Origin of the sequence: Paenibacillus tyrphae, from assembly GCF_024158745.1 — a bacterium.
Taxonomy (GTDB): domain Bacteria; phylum Bacillota; class Bacilli; order Paenibacillales; family NBRC-103111; genus Paenibacillus_G; species Paenibacillus_G tyrfis_A.
Genome location: NZ_JAMZAW010000021.1, coordinates 40,836 through 57,446 on the forward strand (window position 1 = coordinate 40,836; position 16,611 = coordinate 57,446).

Below are 16,611 nucleotides of genomic sequence, written 5' to 3' on the forward strand. Positions count from 1 at the left end.
GAACATTCGACCGTCTTTGAAAATATTTTTTTGGGGATGTGTCGATTGGGTCGAGATTCGTTCGTCGTGTAAATAGAAACCAAATTCGGGAGGCCTAATTCAGGTCTCTGAGCTCGAAAAAAGGAGGAGAATTACCCATGAGATTCATGATGATTGTAAAGGCTACGAAAGACTCCGAAGCAGGCGTTATGCCAAGCCAGGAGCTCGTTGACGCGATGATGAAGTATAACGAGGAATTAGTGAAGGCCGGCGTGCTGCTAGCCGCGGAAGGACTTCATGCCAGCTCGAACGGGATTCGTATTTCCTACCCGGAGCCCGGCGGCAAGCCCAGGGTCGTTGACGGCCCGTTCACCGAGTCGAAGGAGCTGATCGCCGGATTCACGCTCATCGAGGTGAAATCGAGGGAAGAGGCAATTGAGTGGGCGATGCGTATGCCGGACCCGCACGGCAACGGTGAGGGGGTCATTGAGCTGCGTCAGGTAATCGAGACGATGGAGTTGACCGAGGACCCGGATAACCTGGCTTTACACGCCATGATCCGCGAGCAAGGGAAGCCGGAGAGATCGTGAAGCCGTCCTCGACCCATCGCACGATCGATGCCATTTGGAGAATCGAATCGGCCAAAATCATCGCGAGCCTCGCACGAATCGTACGGGATGTCGGGCTGGCCGAGGATCTCGCGCAGGATGCGCTCGTCATCGCGCTTGAGAAGTGGCCGGAGACGGGAATACCGGACAACCCGGGGGCTTGGCTCATGACCACCGCGAAGCGCCGGGCGTTGGATATGCTGCGTAGGAACCAATTGCTCGGACGCAAGTACGAAGAGCTGGGCCGCGAGATGGAGTCCCGCCACGAAGACGACTTCGATGCGGTTATGGACGGCGATGTCAGTGACGATCTATTGCGCTTGATCTTCACGACCTGCCATCCGGTGCTTTCGTCCGAGGCCCGCGTGGCGCTCACGCTGCGGCTGCTGGGAGGACTGACCACCGTAGAAATCGCGCACGCGTTCTTCATTCCGGAGGCAACCGTCGCCCAGCGGATCGTCCGGGCCAAAAGGACCCTTGAGGCCGCGCGCGTGCCCTTCGAGGTGCCTCAGGGGACCGAGCTTAAGGCTCGGCTCCAGTCGGTGTACGAGGTCATTTATCTTATGTTCAATGAGGGTTATTCCGCTACTTCCGGGGAGAATTGGATTCGCCCGGTGCTCTGCGAGGAGGCGCTGCGTCTTGGACGGATTCTCGCGGAAATCGTCCCGGGAGAGTCGGAGGTACACGGTCTGGTGGCGCTTATGGAAATTCAGTCTTCGCGGCTGAAGACGCGGGTAAGTCCGACAGGAGAGCCGATCCTCCTGATGGATCAAAACCGGGCGCTGTGGGATCATCTCCTGATCCGTCGCGGTCTCGTCGCCTTGCAGCGCGCCGAACGGATCGGCGGGATGCTTGGCCCGTACGCGCTGCAGGCTTCGATTGCGGCGTGCCATGCGCGGGCCCGTACGCCCGAGGAGACCGATTGGGTGCGTATTTCAGCGCTGTACGAAGCGCTGTGTCAGGTAGCGCCATCCCCCGTCGTCGAGCTGAACCGCGCCGTTGCGCTCGCGATGGCGTTTGGCCCGGAGGTGGGGCTGGAGATCGTCGATGCGCTGGCATCGGAGCCGTCGTTGAAAGGCTATTATCTTCTGCCGAGCGTTCGTGGCGATTTCTTGTTCAAGCTGGGCCGGTTCAAGGAAGCGTGCGAGGAGTTCAAGCGTGCCGCATCGCTGACCCATAACGCGCGCGAGCAGGCACTGCTTCTGGGGCGCGCCTCCGATTGCACTGCGGGTACGGAGGGAGACCGTCTTTAGAGATGAGTGTCCATTTTTAAAAAAATATTTTGCGATCGTGTCGATTTCGTCGAATCCCGATCGTCGTATGAATAAAGGCCGGTTTTCAACATTTCATTTTGAATCCCGGCACAAACCAATCAACGGAAGGATGCTGCATATGAAAGCCAACCTCACCCCATTCATCTCTTCGGAGGACGCAAGAACGCAAGCCGAATTTTATTCGCAGGCGCTTGGCGGGGAGATTCAATCCACGATCACGTTCGGCGAAATCCCCGGCACGCCGGAGGAGCATAAAGACAAAGTGATGTACATGGCGATGACGGTGGCCGGAGGGAATGTTTTGTTCATGTCCGACTCCTTCGGACCGGTAAGCAAGAACGGCGGAATCGCGATGGCGCTGTCGTTCGGCGATGAAGCCGAAGCGCGGGAAGCCTACGCCAATTTAGGAAAGGGCGGCACGGACAAATATCCGTTCGCTTTGCAGCCTTGGGGCGCGTATTACGGCGAGGTCGTTGACAAGTTCGGGATCACTTGGCAGATTGTAAAGCAAGGACAATAAAGGAGGAATATATGATGAGTCAAGAAGTTATCGAATTTATTAACGCAATCAAAGAACCGTGGCAGGCGGAAATGTCTACGCGTCTCCGCGAGATGGTCCTTCAAACGATACCGGACGTTCAAGAGCGTATCCAATACAAGAAGCCTCACTTCTTGAAAAACGGCAAGTACGCTGCCGTGATCTCGACGTCAAAGGATGCGGTCAGCTTTACGATTTTTAATCCCGGCGTTATTGAATTCCCCGAAAGCCAGTTCGACGGCCCTCCCGAGCGAAAAACGATCAAGCTCCGCAGCGGCCAAGACGTGGATTACGATCAATTAGCTTCGCTGTTAGGTCAAGCTTCGGCTTCTCTGTGAAGGTGTCGCGCAAAGGGGCTGTCCAGATGGGACAGCCCTAGAGTGTTGTGAAAGTGGTCAGCTGAAGTAATAGAGGTGTACGAGGGGGTGGGGTATCTACTTCCGGTCGCTCTTGTCTGCAGGAAATTTTTATTGGAATCCGCTTAGCAGCGGGTATTTCCCGCAGACAAAGGCGAACGCTACCGCTCCTCCAGTAGATACCCCACCACCGTATGTTTCTCTATTCAATCAAAAAGCTCTTTTTCAACACTTTGAGGCTGATGGGACAGCCTCTTGCTCTGCTTGCAAAAGCTAATCTAATGAGCCCCTTTATACTCCTTGAATATCGGATTATGACCGCAAACCATAAGTCCCTGCCCCCAGTTCACGTGAACTTCTTCCGTCGGCAAATCCTCGGGATCGCGGTATTGGACCAACACGTTTCTTCTCGGCCGTGTGCTTCGATTGAAGTCGGAGCCGTGAATCGTCAAGTAATTGAAGAACAGAACATCTCCCGCACTTGCCGGGCAAGGCGTGCCCGCCGAGATCGGGTACTCTTTATGATTCAGATAGTGGGCTCCTACGTGCGGCATCGGGCCATTTTTGTGCGTTCCGGGAATGACGCACAGACAGCCGTTTTCCATATCGGAATCGTCCAAGTGGATACTTGCCGCAATCATCGAATGATTCGCATGCGGGAAATACGGGTAATCCTGATGCATCGGGAACGCTGCGCCTTTTTCCGGGGGCTTGACCAGCATCTTCGAATGGTGAACTTGCACATTTGGGCCAATCAAGCTGGATAGGACGGCCGCCATATTAGGATGGCACAGCGCCCGGGTAAATACCGCGTCATGATAATGTACATCGTGGAAGCCCTTTAATACGAGCTTCTTCAACTGCTCCGGCGGCAAATAATCGCCTTGCCACGTATCGCTTCGATCGAACTTCGATTTGGCCGCGCGGTCGATAATCGCATCCGTGGCGGTTCGCATCGCTTCTACTTCCTCACTGTTGAATACGCCTTTCACTAGCAAATATCCGTTTTCATGATAAAAATCAACTTGCTCCTGGGTAATCATCCTGTCAGCCTCCCCTACATTGATGGATCGCTATCCATGATGTTATTGTAGAGAGAAACCGGCTGGTTGTATTTGATCAAATCAGTCAAGTCGTTGCACATTTCGGACATCCATGCCAAGGGGGACGCCGGATCATGTTCGATCATCCGCATAAAATTCAAGCCTATTTAAACGAAAGCGTCCCGCGTCTCCAGAACCAATCCGCCTCCTTCACTATCCATTATTGGGGAATCGACCCCGCTCATTTTGACAACCCCGTGCATCAGCATTCCTTTTTTGAAATCTGCTATGTCCGGGAAGGAGAGGGGCTGTATATGGACGGTGACGATCTCTTTCCCCTGCGCAAGGAAACGTTATTTTTATCGCGGCCTGGCATCCGCCACCAAATTCGCAGTGCGAAAGGCATGTTTCTCCTGTACGTCGCTTTCGAAGTCGACGAAGAGAACACGGACCCTGATATTGTCCGGCACTTTCGGCAGCTTGCGGTTGCCGATCGTATTGTGATCACCGATGCATATGCGAATCCCACGACACTAATCTGGACCGCGCTTCTGAAGCATTTACAAGAACCGGTCCCCATCACGGAGCACTACGTGAAGAGCGCTGCCCTGTCGCTGTTATTCTCGTTCTGTTCCACCTTTCAAGCCGAAGCACCGTCTTCGGGCCTTGGCACTTCCGGCTATAAGCCAGCCGCCTACGCGTTGAATCGGGCGATCCGGTTCGTGAAAGACAATCTTTCGCACTCGATGACGTTGGCGGAAGTGGCCGCTTATCTTCATCTTTCCAGCCGCCATTTGTCCCGGTTGTTTCAACAGGAGCTCGGAATGAGCTATATCCACTTCGTTCAACAAGAAAAAATTCGCCGGTCCGTGTATTTATTGAAGCACACCGATTTATCCTTGATCGAAATTGCCGAGAAATCCGGATTTTCCAGCATTCATTACTTCACAAGGTCATTTTCCCGGAAAATAGGAATGCCCCCCGGCAAATACCGGGAGGCCATGCATGAAAAGAAAGCTTCGGAATAATGGCACGGGGCCGTTGGCATTCCATATTCGTTACACCAATGTCGTCCCGCCGTCCACGACAACGATCTGTCCGGTGGAATGTCTCTCGCGCATCAAATACAGGAACGCCTCTGCTGCATCTTCCGGTTCGCCTATCCGGCCAAGCGGCAGGGACTTTCCGGCGGCTTCAAACATCGCATTGCGGTCTGCTTCGGGAATGCCGCTCCACATCTCGGTACGCATCAGCCCGAAGCACACGGCGTTGACCCGAAGCGGGCTGAGCTCGACGGCGAGCGCTTTGGTCAGCGCTTCGACTGCGCCGCAGACACTGCCTGCGACCGTGCAGCCCTTCTGCGGCCGGACGCCGGCCGTACCGGAAGCGAGCGTGATCGAGCCGCCTGGCCGGATGTTCACGCTGCCGTATTTTGCGGCCATGAGCGCGCCCCAGTAACGCAGGTTGAACATTTGACGCGCCGCATCCAGATCCACTTCGCCGAGATTGGCGAGCTGCAGCGGATCGCCGGCCGTGAACACCAGGTGATCGAATTCGCCGATTTGGCTGAAAAAGTCGCGTGCCTGCGCCTCGTTCGTCAGGTCGGCCGCGTGCCCTTCGGCGCCTTGGGGCAGACGCGAGACCGCCGCGTTCACTTTCTCTTTACGACTGGATACGACGACGACGGACGCCCCTTCGTGCGCTGCGGCTTCGGCTGTCGCAAATCCCATTCCGGACGTTCCTCCGAGGACAATCACACGTTTTCCTCTTAATGTACTTCGGCGTTCGTTTTGTTCCGGTTTTATCATAATGTTTTGATCTCCTTTGTTTTGGATTAAGTAATGGCTGCCCGGGACTTGCGGAATAGCTGCTATACGCCTTTTCTCCTTCACTGCGGCCGATGAGTCGATTATAATTAGTTTTATCACTGGCAAATAGGTCTGCATTTGTAGTACTATTCGGAGTACTAATCGTACGGATACTGCTATAAATTGTATCAGGATATGGAGTGGTATCATCGTGATGAATAACGAAAGAAGACGGAAAGAGTTGGCCGATTTCCTCCGGACTCGCCGCTTGCGTTTATCCCCGCAGGAATTGGGGCTGCAGGTGAACACCTCGCGCCGCCGCACGCCGGGGCTGAGACGGGAAGAAGTGGCAAGTTTATCCGGCATTTCCTTGCCATGGTACACCGCGCTGGAGCAAGGGCGGGATATTCAAGTGTCGGAGCAAGTGCTGGAAAGCTTGGTGCGGACGCTGCGGCTGAGCAAGGACGAGCGCAACCACCTTCTCGTCTTGGCTAACCATTCCGCCGTGTCCAAGGGTACGGAAAATGAAACCTTGTCTCCTTCCCTTCAACAGATACTCGACAGGCTGGGAACTTACCCGGCGTATATCATCGACAAGCACTGGAACGTTCTCGCTTGGAACAAAATTACCAGTTCTCTTTGTGGAGACTTTAACCGGATGGCAGAGATCGAGCGCAATATTCTTTGGCGCGTCTTCACGATGGACCATGAAAAGAAACGCATTGTCAACTGGGAAAACGTCGCCACCTCGATGCTGGCCCATTTCCGAAGCCGTTACGCCATCTATATGAACGATCCGTGGTACCAAGAATTGGTTTGCAGGTTATGGGACCGGAGTGAGGAGTTCAGGCTGTTGTGGGGACGCCATGAGGTTTCCGGAAGTCTGGAAGGGGACAAAATGATCCGGCATCCAAAAGCAGGCCTGCTGACCTTTCGTTACAATACGTTCCCCCTCTCGGAAAATAGCGACTTTCTGATGCGGGTGTACACGCCGGTCGAACCCGCCGGAACGGATCGGCAGCTGCAGGAGCTGCTGCGAGAGTCTTGTTGAAGCGGAAGCCCGGAACTTCATTTCGGCCTTGCTTCCTTCCGAATCGTTATTTTATAATAAAAGGAAATCGTAGAAATGGTGGGATACGTGCAGTGATGATGATGGCTGTGTTCTTGACAGAAGTGAACGGTTAAGTCCTAACCGAATACCATAAGCGTGACCGGGCCCTCTGCCGGATTTGGCAGGGCTGCTTTGCCGTGTGTCCGCTTGTGTACTCCTGTTATGAACCCGATCATCACCGTCTATGCATGAATCGATGAACCAAGGCCGCTTTGGCGTGCTTTGTTTCCGTATTCTTACGCATAGGAAGCTGTGGATGGACAATGTTCATCTGCGGCTTTTTTTGGTTTTCGTACCATAATCCAATAACACAAGTGAGAAAGGCGGAATGACTAATGCGTTCATTCAAACCGGAAATGAATACGGAAGAGGCTCTCGGCTATTTGCGGCAAATCGAAGGGGAGGGCGTTTCCGATGTAACCCCGATTGACATGGGAGAGCTGAGCAAGGTGTACAGCTACACGAAGAATGGCAAGGAATTGGTCATTCATTTTAAGAACGACCCAGAGACGCTGAAGAAGGTCAAATTTATTTCGGACCAATATGCCTCTTGCGGGGTACTGATGCCCCGGATCTTCGAAGTTGGGACCTGCGGTAGCGCCCATTATTCAATTGCGGAAAAAGCGGCGGGGATCCCGATCATCTCCCAGGCCGGACCGGATATCCGCGGCGTTCTGCCCGATCTGGTCCGCCAGTTTACACGGATGAATCAGATCCGGGTGGAGCCATTTTCAGGCTTCGGATGGATCACGCCTACGGGAGAGGCTTCGTCTAGGACATGGACGGAATTTCTGGCTTCGTCTTTCGATGAGGAGCAGGAAGGGTTTTATCATGGCTGGACTTCTCTTTTTGAAAGCAGCTTTTTGGAGAAAGACGTGTTCGAACGAATCTATGACGCGATGATGAAACGAATCGGCTATGCGCCTGAGGAGCGTTACCTGGTTCATGGGGATTTCCACTTCGGGAATATGTTATCGCAGAATCATGTCGTAACCGGCATTGTCGATTGGGAGATGGCGATGTACGGAGATTTCATGTTTGACCTGGCCGTCCTGCATCTGTGGGCGCCGAAAGCGCAATTTCCGCACAGAGTCCGCGAGGCATGGGCGGAAGAAGGGCGTTCCATCCCCTACTTCGAAGAAAGACTGCTCGGGTACCAGCTCTTCAAAGGCTTGGACGGCTTGCGGTTTTACGCGAAGAAGGGAGACAAACCTGCCTACGATTTCACGAAAAATCATCTCTTCGCTTTGTTGGAACAAGCCGAGTAACGATGGCCGGGGCAGACTGCCGGGACCGGCAGAAGGGGGAACGGGCTTGCTGTGCCGAACGCGGTGCGGCGGGCTTCCGGGCCCTTTCTTTTTTTAGGCGGAAGGAGGTTGTAGGACCACAATTTGACATTTTATATTTACACTCGTAATATTAATGGACAGTCGGTTTCTTTTACAAGTGTAATTCCACGAATGCAGAGGAGGTGAAACGTATGCCGCGTATTCCGAAAATTTCCGAATCGGAGTGGGAAATCATGAAGGTGATCTGGAGGAGCAATCCCATAACCGCCGAGCAAATCGCGCTTCAATTGCCTGCCGACATCGAGTGGAGCGACCAGACGGTTCGGACCTTTATTAATCGGCTGTTGAAGAAGAACGCGATCGGGTTCGAAAAATCCGGAAGGAGCTATCACTACTACCCGTTGGTGTCCGAGCAGGAATGCGTTCGCGCAGAGAGTCAGTCGTTCTTGAAAAGGGTGTTCGGCGGGGCCGCAGACCTTATGGTTACCAATTTTTTGGAGGAGGCCCAATTGTCGGACAAAGAGATCGAGCGGCTTCAGCGGATTCTTACGGAAAAACAGGAGAACAAGGATCGCCGCCCCAAGATGTGACGGAGCCGCCGAAAATCATTTCATTGAGGTAAAACATGGAGATACTATGCGAGATTTTTATAGGACTGTGGTATTCCACCTTGGCGGCGAGCGCGGTTGCGCTGTTGGTTATGGCGATTCAGGCGCTGTTTCGCCACCGTATTAGCGCCCGCATCCGGCATGCGCTGTGGCTCATCGTGCTGGTGCGCTTGCTGCTGCCAGTTTTTCCGGATAGTCCTGTCAGCTTGTTTCATATGCTGCACTTCGGCACAGACATAAAAAAAGCTGTTTCCCTGATCATCCCATTAACGGAGAAAGAGAACAACCCGTCTGCGGAACGATCCTGGAACAGCCAGGAGAATGAATATGTTCAGAACGATTATAGCATGCTTCGTCGGGAGAAGGACACCGTTCCGGATGCCCAGTTGCCGGCTGGGGTGGAAGATTCGGCGCATTTTTCCCATCCCTTGGGATTAAAAATCGTTGCAGCCGTCTGGCTTGCCGGAACGGTTGCGCTCTTAATCTACTTGTTCGTCTACATGCTGAAGATGCGCAGAAGGTTCAGGACGCTTACGCTCGTTACCGATCCCCGGATCTTGTCCGTCGTCGACGATTGCCGCAGGAAATTCGGCATCAAGCGGCCGATCCCGGTATACACGGGGAGCTATGCGAGAAGTCCTTATATTTCCGGGCTGTTTCGCCCGTGGATTTATTTTCCCGAAGGCATCAACAAGGAGTTAAACGCATCGCAGCTTACTCATGTGTTCTCGCACGAGCTGGCTCACCATAAACGGAAGGATGTGGCCTGGAACCTGCTGGGAAGCTTCGTTCTGGCGGTCCACTGGATCAATCCGGTGGTATGGATGAGCATCAAGAGAATGAAAGCCGACAGAGAGCTGGCGTGCGACGCCTGTGTATTGGAGGTTCTGGGCGAAGCCGAGGCCATACCGTACGGCATGACGATTATAGGTTTTATACAGCGCTTTTCTTCCCGGCGCCACCAGCCGAATTTGCTGTATTTTGACGGGGCGACGAATACGAATCAACTCGCAAGGAGGATTGAAATGATCAAATCGTTCAGAGCAGGCTCCTATAAATTGTCTGCGGTTGCCGTCCTGGGCGTCGTTCTTCTGAGCGCAGCGACACTGACCAATGCGGCTGCGCCGGCGACAGACGGTGTGGAACAAGCTCCTGTCATCGCCATAGCCAAGACAGAGGACCGGATTTTGTTTCATTCTTCTTATCGGAGCTATGACAACTTGGAAAAAGCGGCCAAGGTGGCCGACTTCAAATTCAAAATCCCGGCGGTTTTGCCGGAGGGCTATAAGTTCGAAGAGATCTCGCTTGCTTCACAAACCAAGGATGAAGCCAAAGTAACCAAAGCAGATATAAGTTATGTTCTTCGTATGGGAGACAAGAGCTATGGCAACTTCATTCTGCGCATTGATTCGAACAGCACCTATTTGGACGAAGTTTTTGCGGCGTTAGAAAAGTCGGAAAAAAAGACGACAGAAGGCGAAACCGAGATTAGGAAAGAACCCCTTACCCTTCATGGAATGCCAGCCTATAAAGTAGTCTACAGTACGAAATTCACCAAGAATACCTATGAGAAGCTGTACTATTTCTGGTTGGACAACGGTCTTCTCTATCGGTTGGACGGGGATCTTTCGGATCAAGATCTTTTGGCCATAATCGCTTCTATGAAATATCCCGATCAAGAGATGTATAAAACTCATGTGAACCATGATCTGCTAAGTGTGGGAATCTATGATACCGGTGATTTGTGGCGGGCCACAGAAATCATCGGGTCTACGCCCAAGTTTCCGTTGCAGACGCCGGGGCAGTTTAAAGCGACCAACGCTTCTATCGTACAAAAGCTCAATTTCGGTTATCCCGACAACGACGAAGATCGGAAGAGCAGGCTCTTGCATATGAGGTTTATTCGGACGGATGACAAGGATAGCATACAAAGTTTTACTTTCATGCAGATCAAAAACGGAACAATTTACGAGGATATGAAGAAGAACGGGAACGCCGTTTTTTACCGTATCGACGGAAAGAAGCATACGGCGCCGGTCAGTCCGATGGTTTTGGGTGGACGAGAGGTGCTCAAAACGGCGAAATACAAGATCGACGGGGAACTAAGCAGACCGGATGAGATTGATTTCGTCAGCTATTACTGGAAAGAGGGCGATGTCTGCTTCCAAGTCGTCTTCAAGGGAGAAGGAGTGCCGCAGGAGGAGATCGTTGTTTATTTGATGAACGAAAAAGCGGCGGATTTGAACAACTTGAAATAGCTAGTAACAGTGGCGCCTGATTCAGGCGCTTTTTTTTATGCCAAAATGAATATTTTGGTGTTTCGGGGAAACACTTGTGCATAAAATAAGTTTAATTTTTGGTTTAAGTTTAGTTGAAGTTGAAGTTTAAGTTTGGTAGGATGGAGGTAAGAGGTGATGCTCATGTCTACAAAACAAGAACGCCAATTGGTTGTCGAGAAGAGCGAGCAAATACTTGAACGTACAATTAAGCAAATGGATCCAGAGTTCTATCATGCACTGAGTAACATGCTGCATGATTACATTGTAGTGACTAATCCCCGCAAGAATATAGAATACCGCAAGGACCTGGGGGACTTAATCCGTATGATGGCGGAAGTTGTAAACCATGCCCAGCCTGTTAGAGCATATACGACAGGTGAGTTGGCTAGAGTTTTCGGTGTTTCGGTGCAAGCCATCAATAAGTGGATCGATGAAGGACGTTTTCTGGGGTACAAGCGGGAGGGGAACAAACGGCATAACAGGATTCCTGAAACGATCTCTTTTGTCATGAGAACAGGAGAGATGGTTACGGTACAAGAGGTTGTTGGCATGTACCACCGACAGAATCATGAACAAGAAGCAGTGGAACTAACACCGGATCAGCACAGGGATGCCGTACTAGATGAAATTTCTCGGTTGATGAAAAAATACGGCGGAACATACGAAATGACACTTGGTACAAAACCAAAACGGACAATCCAAGAGGATCGGGATGCGTCGATTTGGCTTGCGCTGCTTGACGAGTTGAGGGAAATGAATGAAGCGAAAAAATGACGATCTTCACGGTACGAATTTTGAGTTTTTGAAGCGTGCCTTCCCTGATCTGATCGATTCGATTGAGGACGGTTTTTTTGGTGATGAGCCTAGTAAGGGACCCTTTGTGCGTAAAACGATAAAGTTCTTGGATGGAACTTACATGACGGTGTTTGAGTTAATCGAAACTAGGACTGGCAAGAAGAAAAAGTACCAGTATGATTGGGAGTATCAGCGCGGGAAGTTATGGAAATGGCACAATGAACCTCACGATAAGACGCAGCATCAAACTGTAACCGAACCTGATCATATGCACCATAAACCAATTGGAATACATGAAGAACGGCGGTACCCGAATTTCGGCCATCATGACCTATATACGATTATGGAAACCATATTTATGTTGAGGGAGATCGAAAAGCAAAAACAAGCGGACAAGTCCCAATAACTCTGGAGCTGGATGTTTTAAAAAAAGAAATTATGCAGGCGGCCGCCTCGCATAATTTCTTTTTTTTTGTTGCGCAGATTCAGTGTGCTTGTCTCAATCCAACGTTTTATTTCCATTATGACATCATATTTATCCCAAATATTTCATACCATGGAGGTAGAATGCCGTTTTGCCGTAAGTCCCTTTGTATGTGCAAAGGAGAGATTTCATGAGGTTCGAGTTGACGGAAGAGCAGGAAATGATCTGTGACGTGGTGCGCGATTTTGTTGCCAGGGAAGTGGAAACGAAGGCTGAGCAGTTGGACGAAGCGGAAGCGTTTGACCGCGAACTGTTCGACCGAATGGGGGCGCTGGGCTTTACCGGCTTGCCTTGGCCCGAATCGGACGGCGGGGCCGGGGGAGGCTTCGCAAGCTACGTCCTGCTGCTGGAGCAGTTGGCCGGAGGGAGCGCTTCGCTAGGGGCAGCGCTGTGGACGCATGTTCAGCTTGTGACGTGGCCGGTGTACAGGTTCGGGCAAAATGGCGGAGCGAGGCATTTGCGGGCGTTGATCGAGGGCCGGAAGCTGGGGGCCGGGGCGCTTCCCCCGCGACCGGGAGGGCTTTCTCCGCTTGCCTTCACGGTGGAGGCGAAGCCGGATGGGGACGGGTACGTTCTCGACGGGAGGCAGGAGTTCGTTTTCAATGGCAAAGAAGCCGATCTGTTCCTGGTTTATGCGAATGTGGAAGGCGAAGGCGAGGGGGGATCCGAGCGGGCCGCTGCATTTCTCGTTGAGCGGGGGATGGCCGGTTTGCAGGTACGGCCCGTCACCCAAGCCCTTGGCCTACGCTCCTCCGGCATGGCCCATCTGGCCTTCGATCGCTGCCGCATTTCCGGGGGACAGCTGATCGGCAGTGTCGGACAAGGGGCCGCCATCGCCGGGGAGACATGGGCCAGCGCTCGGTACGGCTTGGCTGCGCTGGCGGCGGGGATTACCCAAGGCGCTTTGAAGGCTTCGGTGGCTTACGCCAAGGAGCGGACGCAGTTCGGCAAGCCGATTGCTCGGCATCAGGCGGTGGCGTTCATGCTGGCCGAGATGTGCGCGGCTGCCGAGGCTTCGAGTCTGCTTGCCCGCAAGGCCGCGTGGAATGAGGACAAGGGGTTGGCCTATGCCGAGCCGTCCGCCCGGGCGCTCGCTTATGCGGCCGATGCCGCCATGGGTTCGACGACGAATGCGGTGCAGATTCTTGGGGGCTACGGCTATATGAAGGAGTACCGCGTCGAACGGTACATGCGCGATGCCAAAGCGCTGCACATGCTCAAAGGCATGGACGTATGGGCCGGAAGCGGATGACCTTCGAAGCTGGAAGGCGGGAAGAGTGGAACTAGGGAGCAGCCATTTTTTATGATCACGCGGCTTTCTTGCGGAAAGCCCGGAAGGAGAAGCGATGAGAGAATCTGTGATTGTCGGGGGAGCCCGCACGGCTTTCGGGAAATTCGGCGGCGCATTGAAAAGCAAGCAGGCCGTCGAGCTTGGGGGCATCGCCATCGAAGGGGCTTTGGACAAAGCAAAGGTGGTTCCCTCCGAAGTCGATGAGGTCATTATGGGTATGGTGCTGCAGGGCGGCGCCGGACAAATCCCGTCGCGTCAGGCGGCGCGGCTGGCCGGATTGGACTGGCGCGTGCAGACGGAGACGATCAACAAAGTATGCGCCTCCGGCATGCGCAGCATTACGCTGGCCGATCAAATCATCCGGGCCGGCGATGCCGAAACGATCGTAGCCGGCGGGATGGAAAGCATGAGCAACGCGCCGTACGCGGCGGCGGATGCGCGCTGGGGCTGCCGCCTTGGGGACAAGAAAGTGACGGACCTGATGTTGCGAGACGGGCTGCACTGTGCTTTTCAGCATGTCCATATGGGAGAGTACGCCGAAAGAATCGTTGCTGAGAAAGGCATCAGCCGCCAGCTTCAGGACGAATGGGCGCTGCGGAGCCATAAACGTGCCATGGAGGCCATCCGGCAAGGGCTATTCAAGGACGAGATCGTGCCCGTTGCTTGCGGGGCAGGCTCTTACGCGGATGTCGATACGGATGAAGCTCCGCGCGCCGATACGAGTGCGGAGAAACTCGCCAAGCTGCCGTCCGCCTTTGTGCAGGGAGGTACCGTGACCGCAGGCAATGCTTCGGGCATTAGCGACGGCGCCGCCGCGCTGGTGGTGATGTCCGAGGAAAAAGCGGTCCGCGAGCGCTACTCGCCGCTTGCGTCCATTATCGGGCACACGACCGTTGCCGCCGAAGCGCCTTATTATACGATAACGCCCGGACTCGTCATTCAAAAGCTGCTACAAAAAACCGGCAAATCGTTGCGGGAGATCGATTTGTTCGAAGTCAACGAAGCGTTCGCAGCGGTCGTTCTTGCCAGCGGCGGCCTCGTCGGCTGGGACGAGGAGAAGGTCAATGTCAACGGCGGGGCGATCGCGTTCGGGCATCCGATCGGGGCCAGCGGGGCAAGAATCGTTCTGACCCTGATTCATGCGCTGAGACGCCGCGGGGGCGGACTCGGAATCGCGGCCATTTGCAGCGGAGGCGGACAAGGGGATGCGATTTTGCTTCGGGTGGACGAATAAGGGGGAGTTGACGCCTGATGGAGCTGTGCTTCACGGACGAACAGGAGCGCTTCCGGAGCAAGGTGCGCGAATACGCCGTTAGCCGGATCGCTCCGTCCGTCCCGGCTATGGAGAAAACCGATGCTTTTCCGCGTGTGCTCGTCAACGAAATGGGCGGCTGCGGTCTTCTGGGGCTGCCGATTCCCCGGGAATGGGGCGGAAGCGGCGCGGATTTGATTTCATATATGATCGCCATTGAGGAAATATCCAAAGCGAGCGCCACCGTTGGCGTTATTCTGTCCGTCCACACTTCGGTTGCAACCTTGCCTATTCTGTATTACGGGACGGAGGAGCAAAAAAAGAAATACCTTCCAAGATTGGCCTCGGGGGAATGGCTCGGGGCGTTTGCCCTGACGGAACCGCATGCCGGCTCCGATGCGGCCAGAATCAGGACGTCTGCTGTTTGGGACGGCACAGACTACATCCTGAACGGATCGAAAGTGTTCATTACGAACGCGGGCGAAGCGGACGTGTATATCGTTTTTGCCGTGACCGGTCCGGGACAAGGGTCTTCCGGGGTTAGCGCCTTTATTGCCGACAAAGCTGCGCCCGGCTTCCGCGTAGAGAAGAAGGAAAAGAAGATGGGGCTGCGCGGCTCCAATACTTGCGAGCTGACCTTTGACCAGGTCCGTCTTCCTGCCGCACAGCGGCTGGGGCAGGAAGGACAGGGGTTCGTCTTGGCCAAGTCGATTCTGGACGGGGGCAGGATCGGCATCGGCGCACAGGCGCTCGGCATTGCCGGAGCGGCCTTGGAGCATACCGAGCTTTTGGTGAAAGCGCGGTATGCAAAAGAGCGGCAGCGTGCGGTAGAGCCCGTGCTGACGGAGCTGGCGGCCCGGGTCGAAGCCGCAAGCCTGCTCGTATACCGGGCTGCATGGCTGCGGCAGAACGGCAAGCCTTGTACGAAGGAAGCTTCCATGGCTAAAATGTTCGCGAGCGATACCGCGATGTCGGTCACGACGGAAGCGCTGCAACTGCTCGGCGGCAGCGGATGGACGAACGAGCATCCGTTGGAGCGATTGTTCCGCGATGCGAAAGTGACGCAAATTTACGAGGGGACCAACCAGATTCACCGGATCGTCATTTCCAACGAGCTGTTGAAGTCGTAAGCGGCGGAAGTTGTCTGGTAAAAATAAAGTCCTAGACCGGCTCCGTCGAAAGCAGCGATCTAACAACGGATTCGATATCGAATGGTTCCGTCGTCGTTTCGTATCTGGCGTAGATATGGCCGCTACGATCGATCAGAAACTTCGAGAAATTCCACTTGATGCCGTCGCCGGCGTAGATTTCCGGATACTTTTGCTGCAAAAAATCCTGTATCCACTGGCCGTTCGGGGTATGCGTATCGAAGCCTTGAAAGGGTGCTTGCTGCGTCAGATATTCAAATAAAGGATGAGCGGACGGCCCTCTGACTTCTATTTTTTCAAACAAAGGAAACATCACTCCAAAGCTGCTTTCGCAGTATTCTTTTATTTCCGAGCTGCTGCCCGGCTCTTTGTCGTTGAATTGGTTGCAAGGAAATCCGAGAATTTCAAACCCTTCTTGACGGTAGCTTTCGTAAAGTTCTTGAAGACCCGCGAATTGCCGAGAATAACTGCACTTGCTCGCCGTGTTGACAATAAGGAGAACTTTTCCGCGGTAAATAGACAAATCAACAGGCTTGCCATCCATTGAGTTCACCTTGAAATCATAAACAGACACCGGATCGTTCCTCCTTTAATTACGGTATTTAGGATGAATCCATGATATGGCATTTCATTCTATTGGTCTAATATATAATGAAAATAATTTTTATAGGCAGAATCAATGAGGGGATTTTGATCGTTCTGGAGCGGAGGGGCGCATGCTGCCTGTAACTAACCTTACATCTTGTGT

At 53.5% G+C, this 16,611-nt stretch carries 17 protein-coding genes; 14 read left to right on the plus strand and 3 right to left on the minus strand.

Going from position 1 to position 16,611, the window contains the following annotated elements:
• Positions 1-137: 137 nt before the first annotated feature.
• The 4 genes from NI000_RS26750 to NI000_RS26765 all read left to right on the plus strand — a co-directional run bounded on the left by NI000_RS26750 (position 138) and on the right by NI000_RS26765 (position 2,737).
• Positions 138-569, plus strand: coding sequence for a YciI family protein (locus NI000_RS26750; RefSeq protein WP_253414421.1), 432 nt, complete (start codon positions 138-140; stop codon positions 567-569).
• Positions 566-1,840: an RNA polymerase sigma factor gene (locus NI000_RS26755; protein ID WP_253414422.1), complete on the plus strand. Its 1,275-nt coding sequence runs from the start codon at positions 566-568 to the stop codon at positions 1,838-1,840. Before NI000_RS26750 ends, NI000_RS26755 begins: the two co-directional genes overlap by 4 nt.
• Positions 1,841-1,979: 139 nt before the next feature.
• Complete coding sequence (locus tag NI000_RS26760; protein WP_253414423.1) at positions 1,980-2,381, plus strand: VOC family protein; 402 nt, start codon at positions 1,980-1,982, stop codon at positions 2,379-2,381.
• A gap of 14 nt (positions 2,382-2,395) precedes the next feature.
• Positions 2,396-2,737: a DUF1801 domain-containing protein gene (locus tag NI000_RS26765; RefSeq protein WP_253414424.1), complete on the plus strand. Its 342-nt coding sequence runs from the start codon at positions 2,396-2,398 to the stop codon at positions 2,735-2,737.
• Positions 2,738-3,033: 296 nt separating this feature from the next.
• Here NI000_RS26765 and NI000_RS26770 read toward each other — a convergent pair whose 3' ends face one another.
• Positions 3,034-3,798 carry a phytanoyl-CoA dioxygenase family protein gene (locus NI000_RS26770; protein ID WP_253414425.1) on the minus strand — a complete coding sequence of 255 codons (765 nt, stop codon included), beginning with the start codon at positions 3,796-3,798 and terminating at the stop codon, positions 3,034-3,036.
• A gap of 134 nt (positions 3,799-3,932) precedes the next feature.
• Between NI000_RS26770 and NI000_RS26775 the strand changes: the two genes are divergently transcribed.
• On the plus strand, positions 3,933-4,826 hold the full coding sequence (locus tag NI000_RS26775; RefSeq protein ID WP_253414426.1) for an AraC family transcriptional regulator: 894 nt from the start codon (positions 3,933-3,935) through the stop codon (positions 4,824-4,826).
• A gap of 30 nt (positions 4,827-4,856) precedes the next feature.
• Here NI000_RS26775 and NI000_RS26780 read toward each other — a convergent pair whose 3' ends face one another.
• Positions 4,857-5,606 carry an SDR family oxidoreductase gene (locus NI000_RS26780; RefSeq protein WP_301292713.1) on the minus strand — a complete coding sequence of 250 codons (750 nt, stop codon included), beginning with the start codon at positions 5,604-5,606 and terminating at the stop codon, positions 4,857-4,859.
• 214 nt (positions 5,607-5,820) lie between these two features.
• Between NI000_RS26780 and NI000_RS26785 the strand changes: the two genes are divergently transcribed.
• The 9 genes from NI000_RS26785 to NI000_RS26825 all read left to right on the plus strand — a co-directional run bounded on the left by NI000_RS26785 (position 5,821) and on the right by NI000_RS26825 (position 15,845).
• On the plus strand, positions 5,821-6,657 hold the full coding sequence (locus NI000_RS26785) for a helix-turn-helix transcriptional regulator (protein WP_301292719.1): 837 nt from the start codon (positions 5,821-5,823) through the stop codon (positions 6,655-6,657).
• 395 nt (positions 6,658-7,052) lie between these two features.
• Positions 7,053-7,985 (plus strand): phosphotransferase family protein, encoded by a 933-nt coding sequence (locus NI000_RS26790; protein WP_253414429.1) that lies wholly within the window; start codon positions 7,053-7,055, stop codon positions 7,983-7,985.
• Positions 7,986-8,197: 212 nt separating this feature from the next.
• Positions 8,198-8,596, plus strand: a complete 399-nt coding sequence (locus NI000_RS26795) for a BlaI/MecI/CopY family transcriptional regulator (protein WP_253414430.1) — start codon at positions 8,198-8,200, stop codon at positions 8,594-8,596.
• 35 nt (positions 8,597-8,631) lie between these two features.
• Positions 8,632-10,872 carry a M56 family metallopeptidase gene (locus NI000_RS26800; RefSeq protein WP_253414431.1) on the plus strand — a complete coding sequence of 747 codons (2,241 nt, stop codon included), beginning with the start codon at positions 8,632-8,634 and terminating at the stop codon, positions 10,870-10,872.
• A gap of 162 nt (positions 10,873-11,034) precedes the next feature.
• Complete coding sequence (locus NI000_RS26805) at positions 11,035-11,667, plus strand: helix-turn-helix domain-containing protein (RefSeq protein WP_253414432.1); 633 nt, start codon at positions 11,035-11,037, stop codon at positions 11,665-11,667.
• The gene (locus NI000_RS26810; protein WP_253414433.1) at positions 11,651-12,094 is read left to right on the plus strand and encodes a toxin-antitoxin system TumE family protein; all 444 of its coding nucleotides are present in this window, start codon (positions 11,651-11,653) and stop codon (positions 12,092-12,094) included. Before NI000_RS26805 ends, NI000_RS26810 begins: the two co-directional genes overlap by 17 nt.
• A 208-nt stretch (positions 12,095-12,302) precedes the next feature.
• Positions 12,303-13,424 (plus strand): acyl-CoA dehydrogenase family protein, encoded by a 1,122-nt coding sequence (locus NI000_RS26815; protein WP_253414434.1) that lies wholly within the window; start codon positions 12,303-12,305, stop codon positions 13,422-13,424.
• A 94-nt stretch (positions 13,425-13,518) separates the two neighbouring features.
• The gene (locus tag NI000_RS26820; RefSeq protein ID WP_253414435.1) at positions 13,519-14,697 is read left to right on the plus strand and encodes an acetyl-CoA C-acetyltransferase; all 1,179 of its coding nucleotides are present in this window, start codon (positions 13,519-13,521) and stop codon (positions 14,695-14,697) included.
• Positions 14,698-14,714: 17 nt separating this feature from the next.
• Positions 14,715-15,845 (plus strand): acyl-CoA dehydrogenase family protein, encoded by a 1,131-nt coding sequence (locus tag NI000_RS26825; protein WP_253414436.1) that lies wholly within the window; start codon positions 14,715-14,717, stop codon positions 15,843-15,845.
• A 31-nt stretch (positions 15,846-15,876) separates the two neighbouring features.
• Here NI000_RS26825 and NI000_RS26830 read toward each other — a convergent pair whose 3' ends face one another.
• Positions 15,877-16,437 (minus strand): glutathione peroxidase, encoded by a 561-nt coding sequence (locus tag NI000_RS26830; RefSeq protein ID WP_253414437.1) that lies wholly within the window; start codon positions 16,435-16,437, stop codon positions 15,877-15,879.
• Positions 16,438-16,611 lie beyond the last annotated feature (174 nt).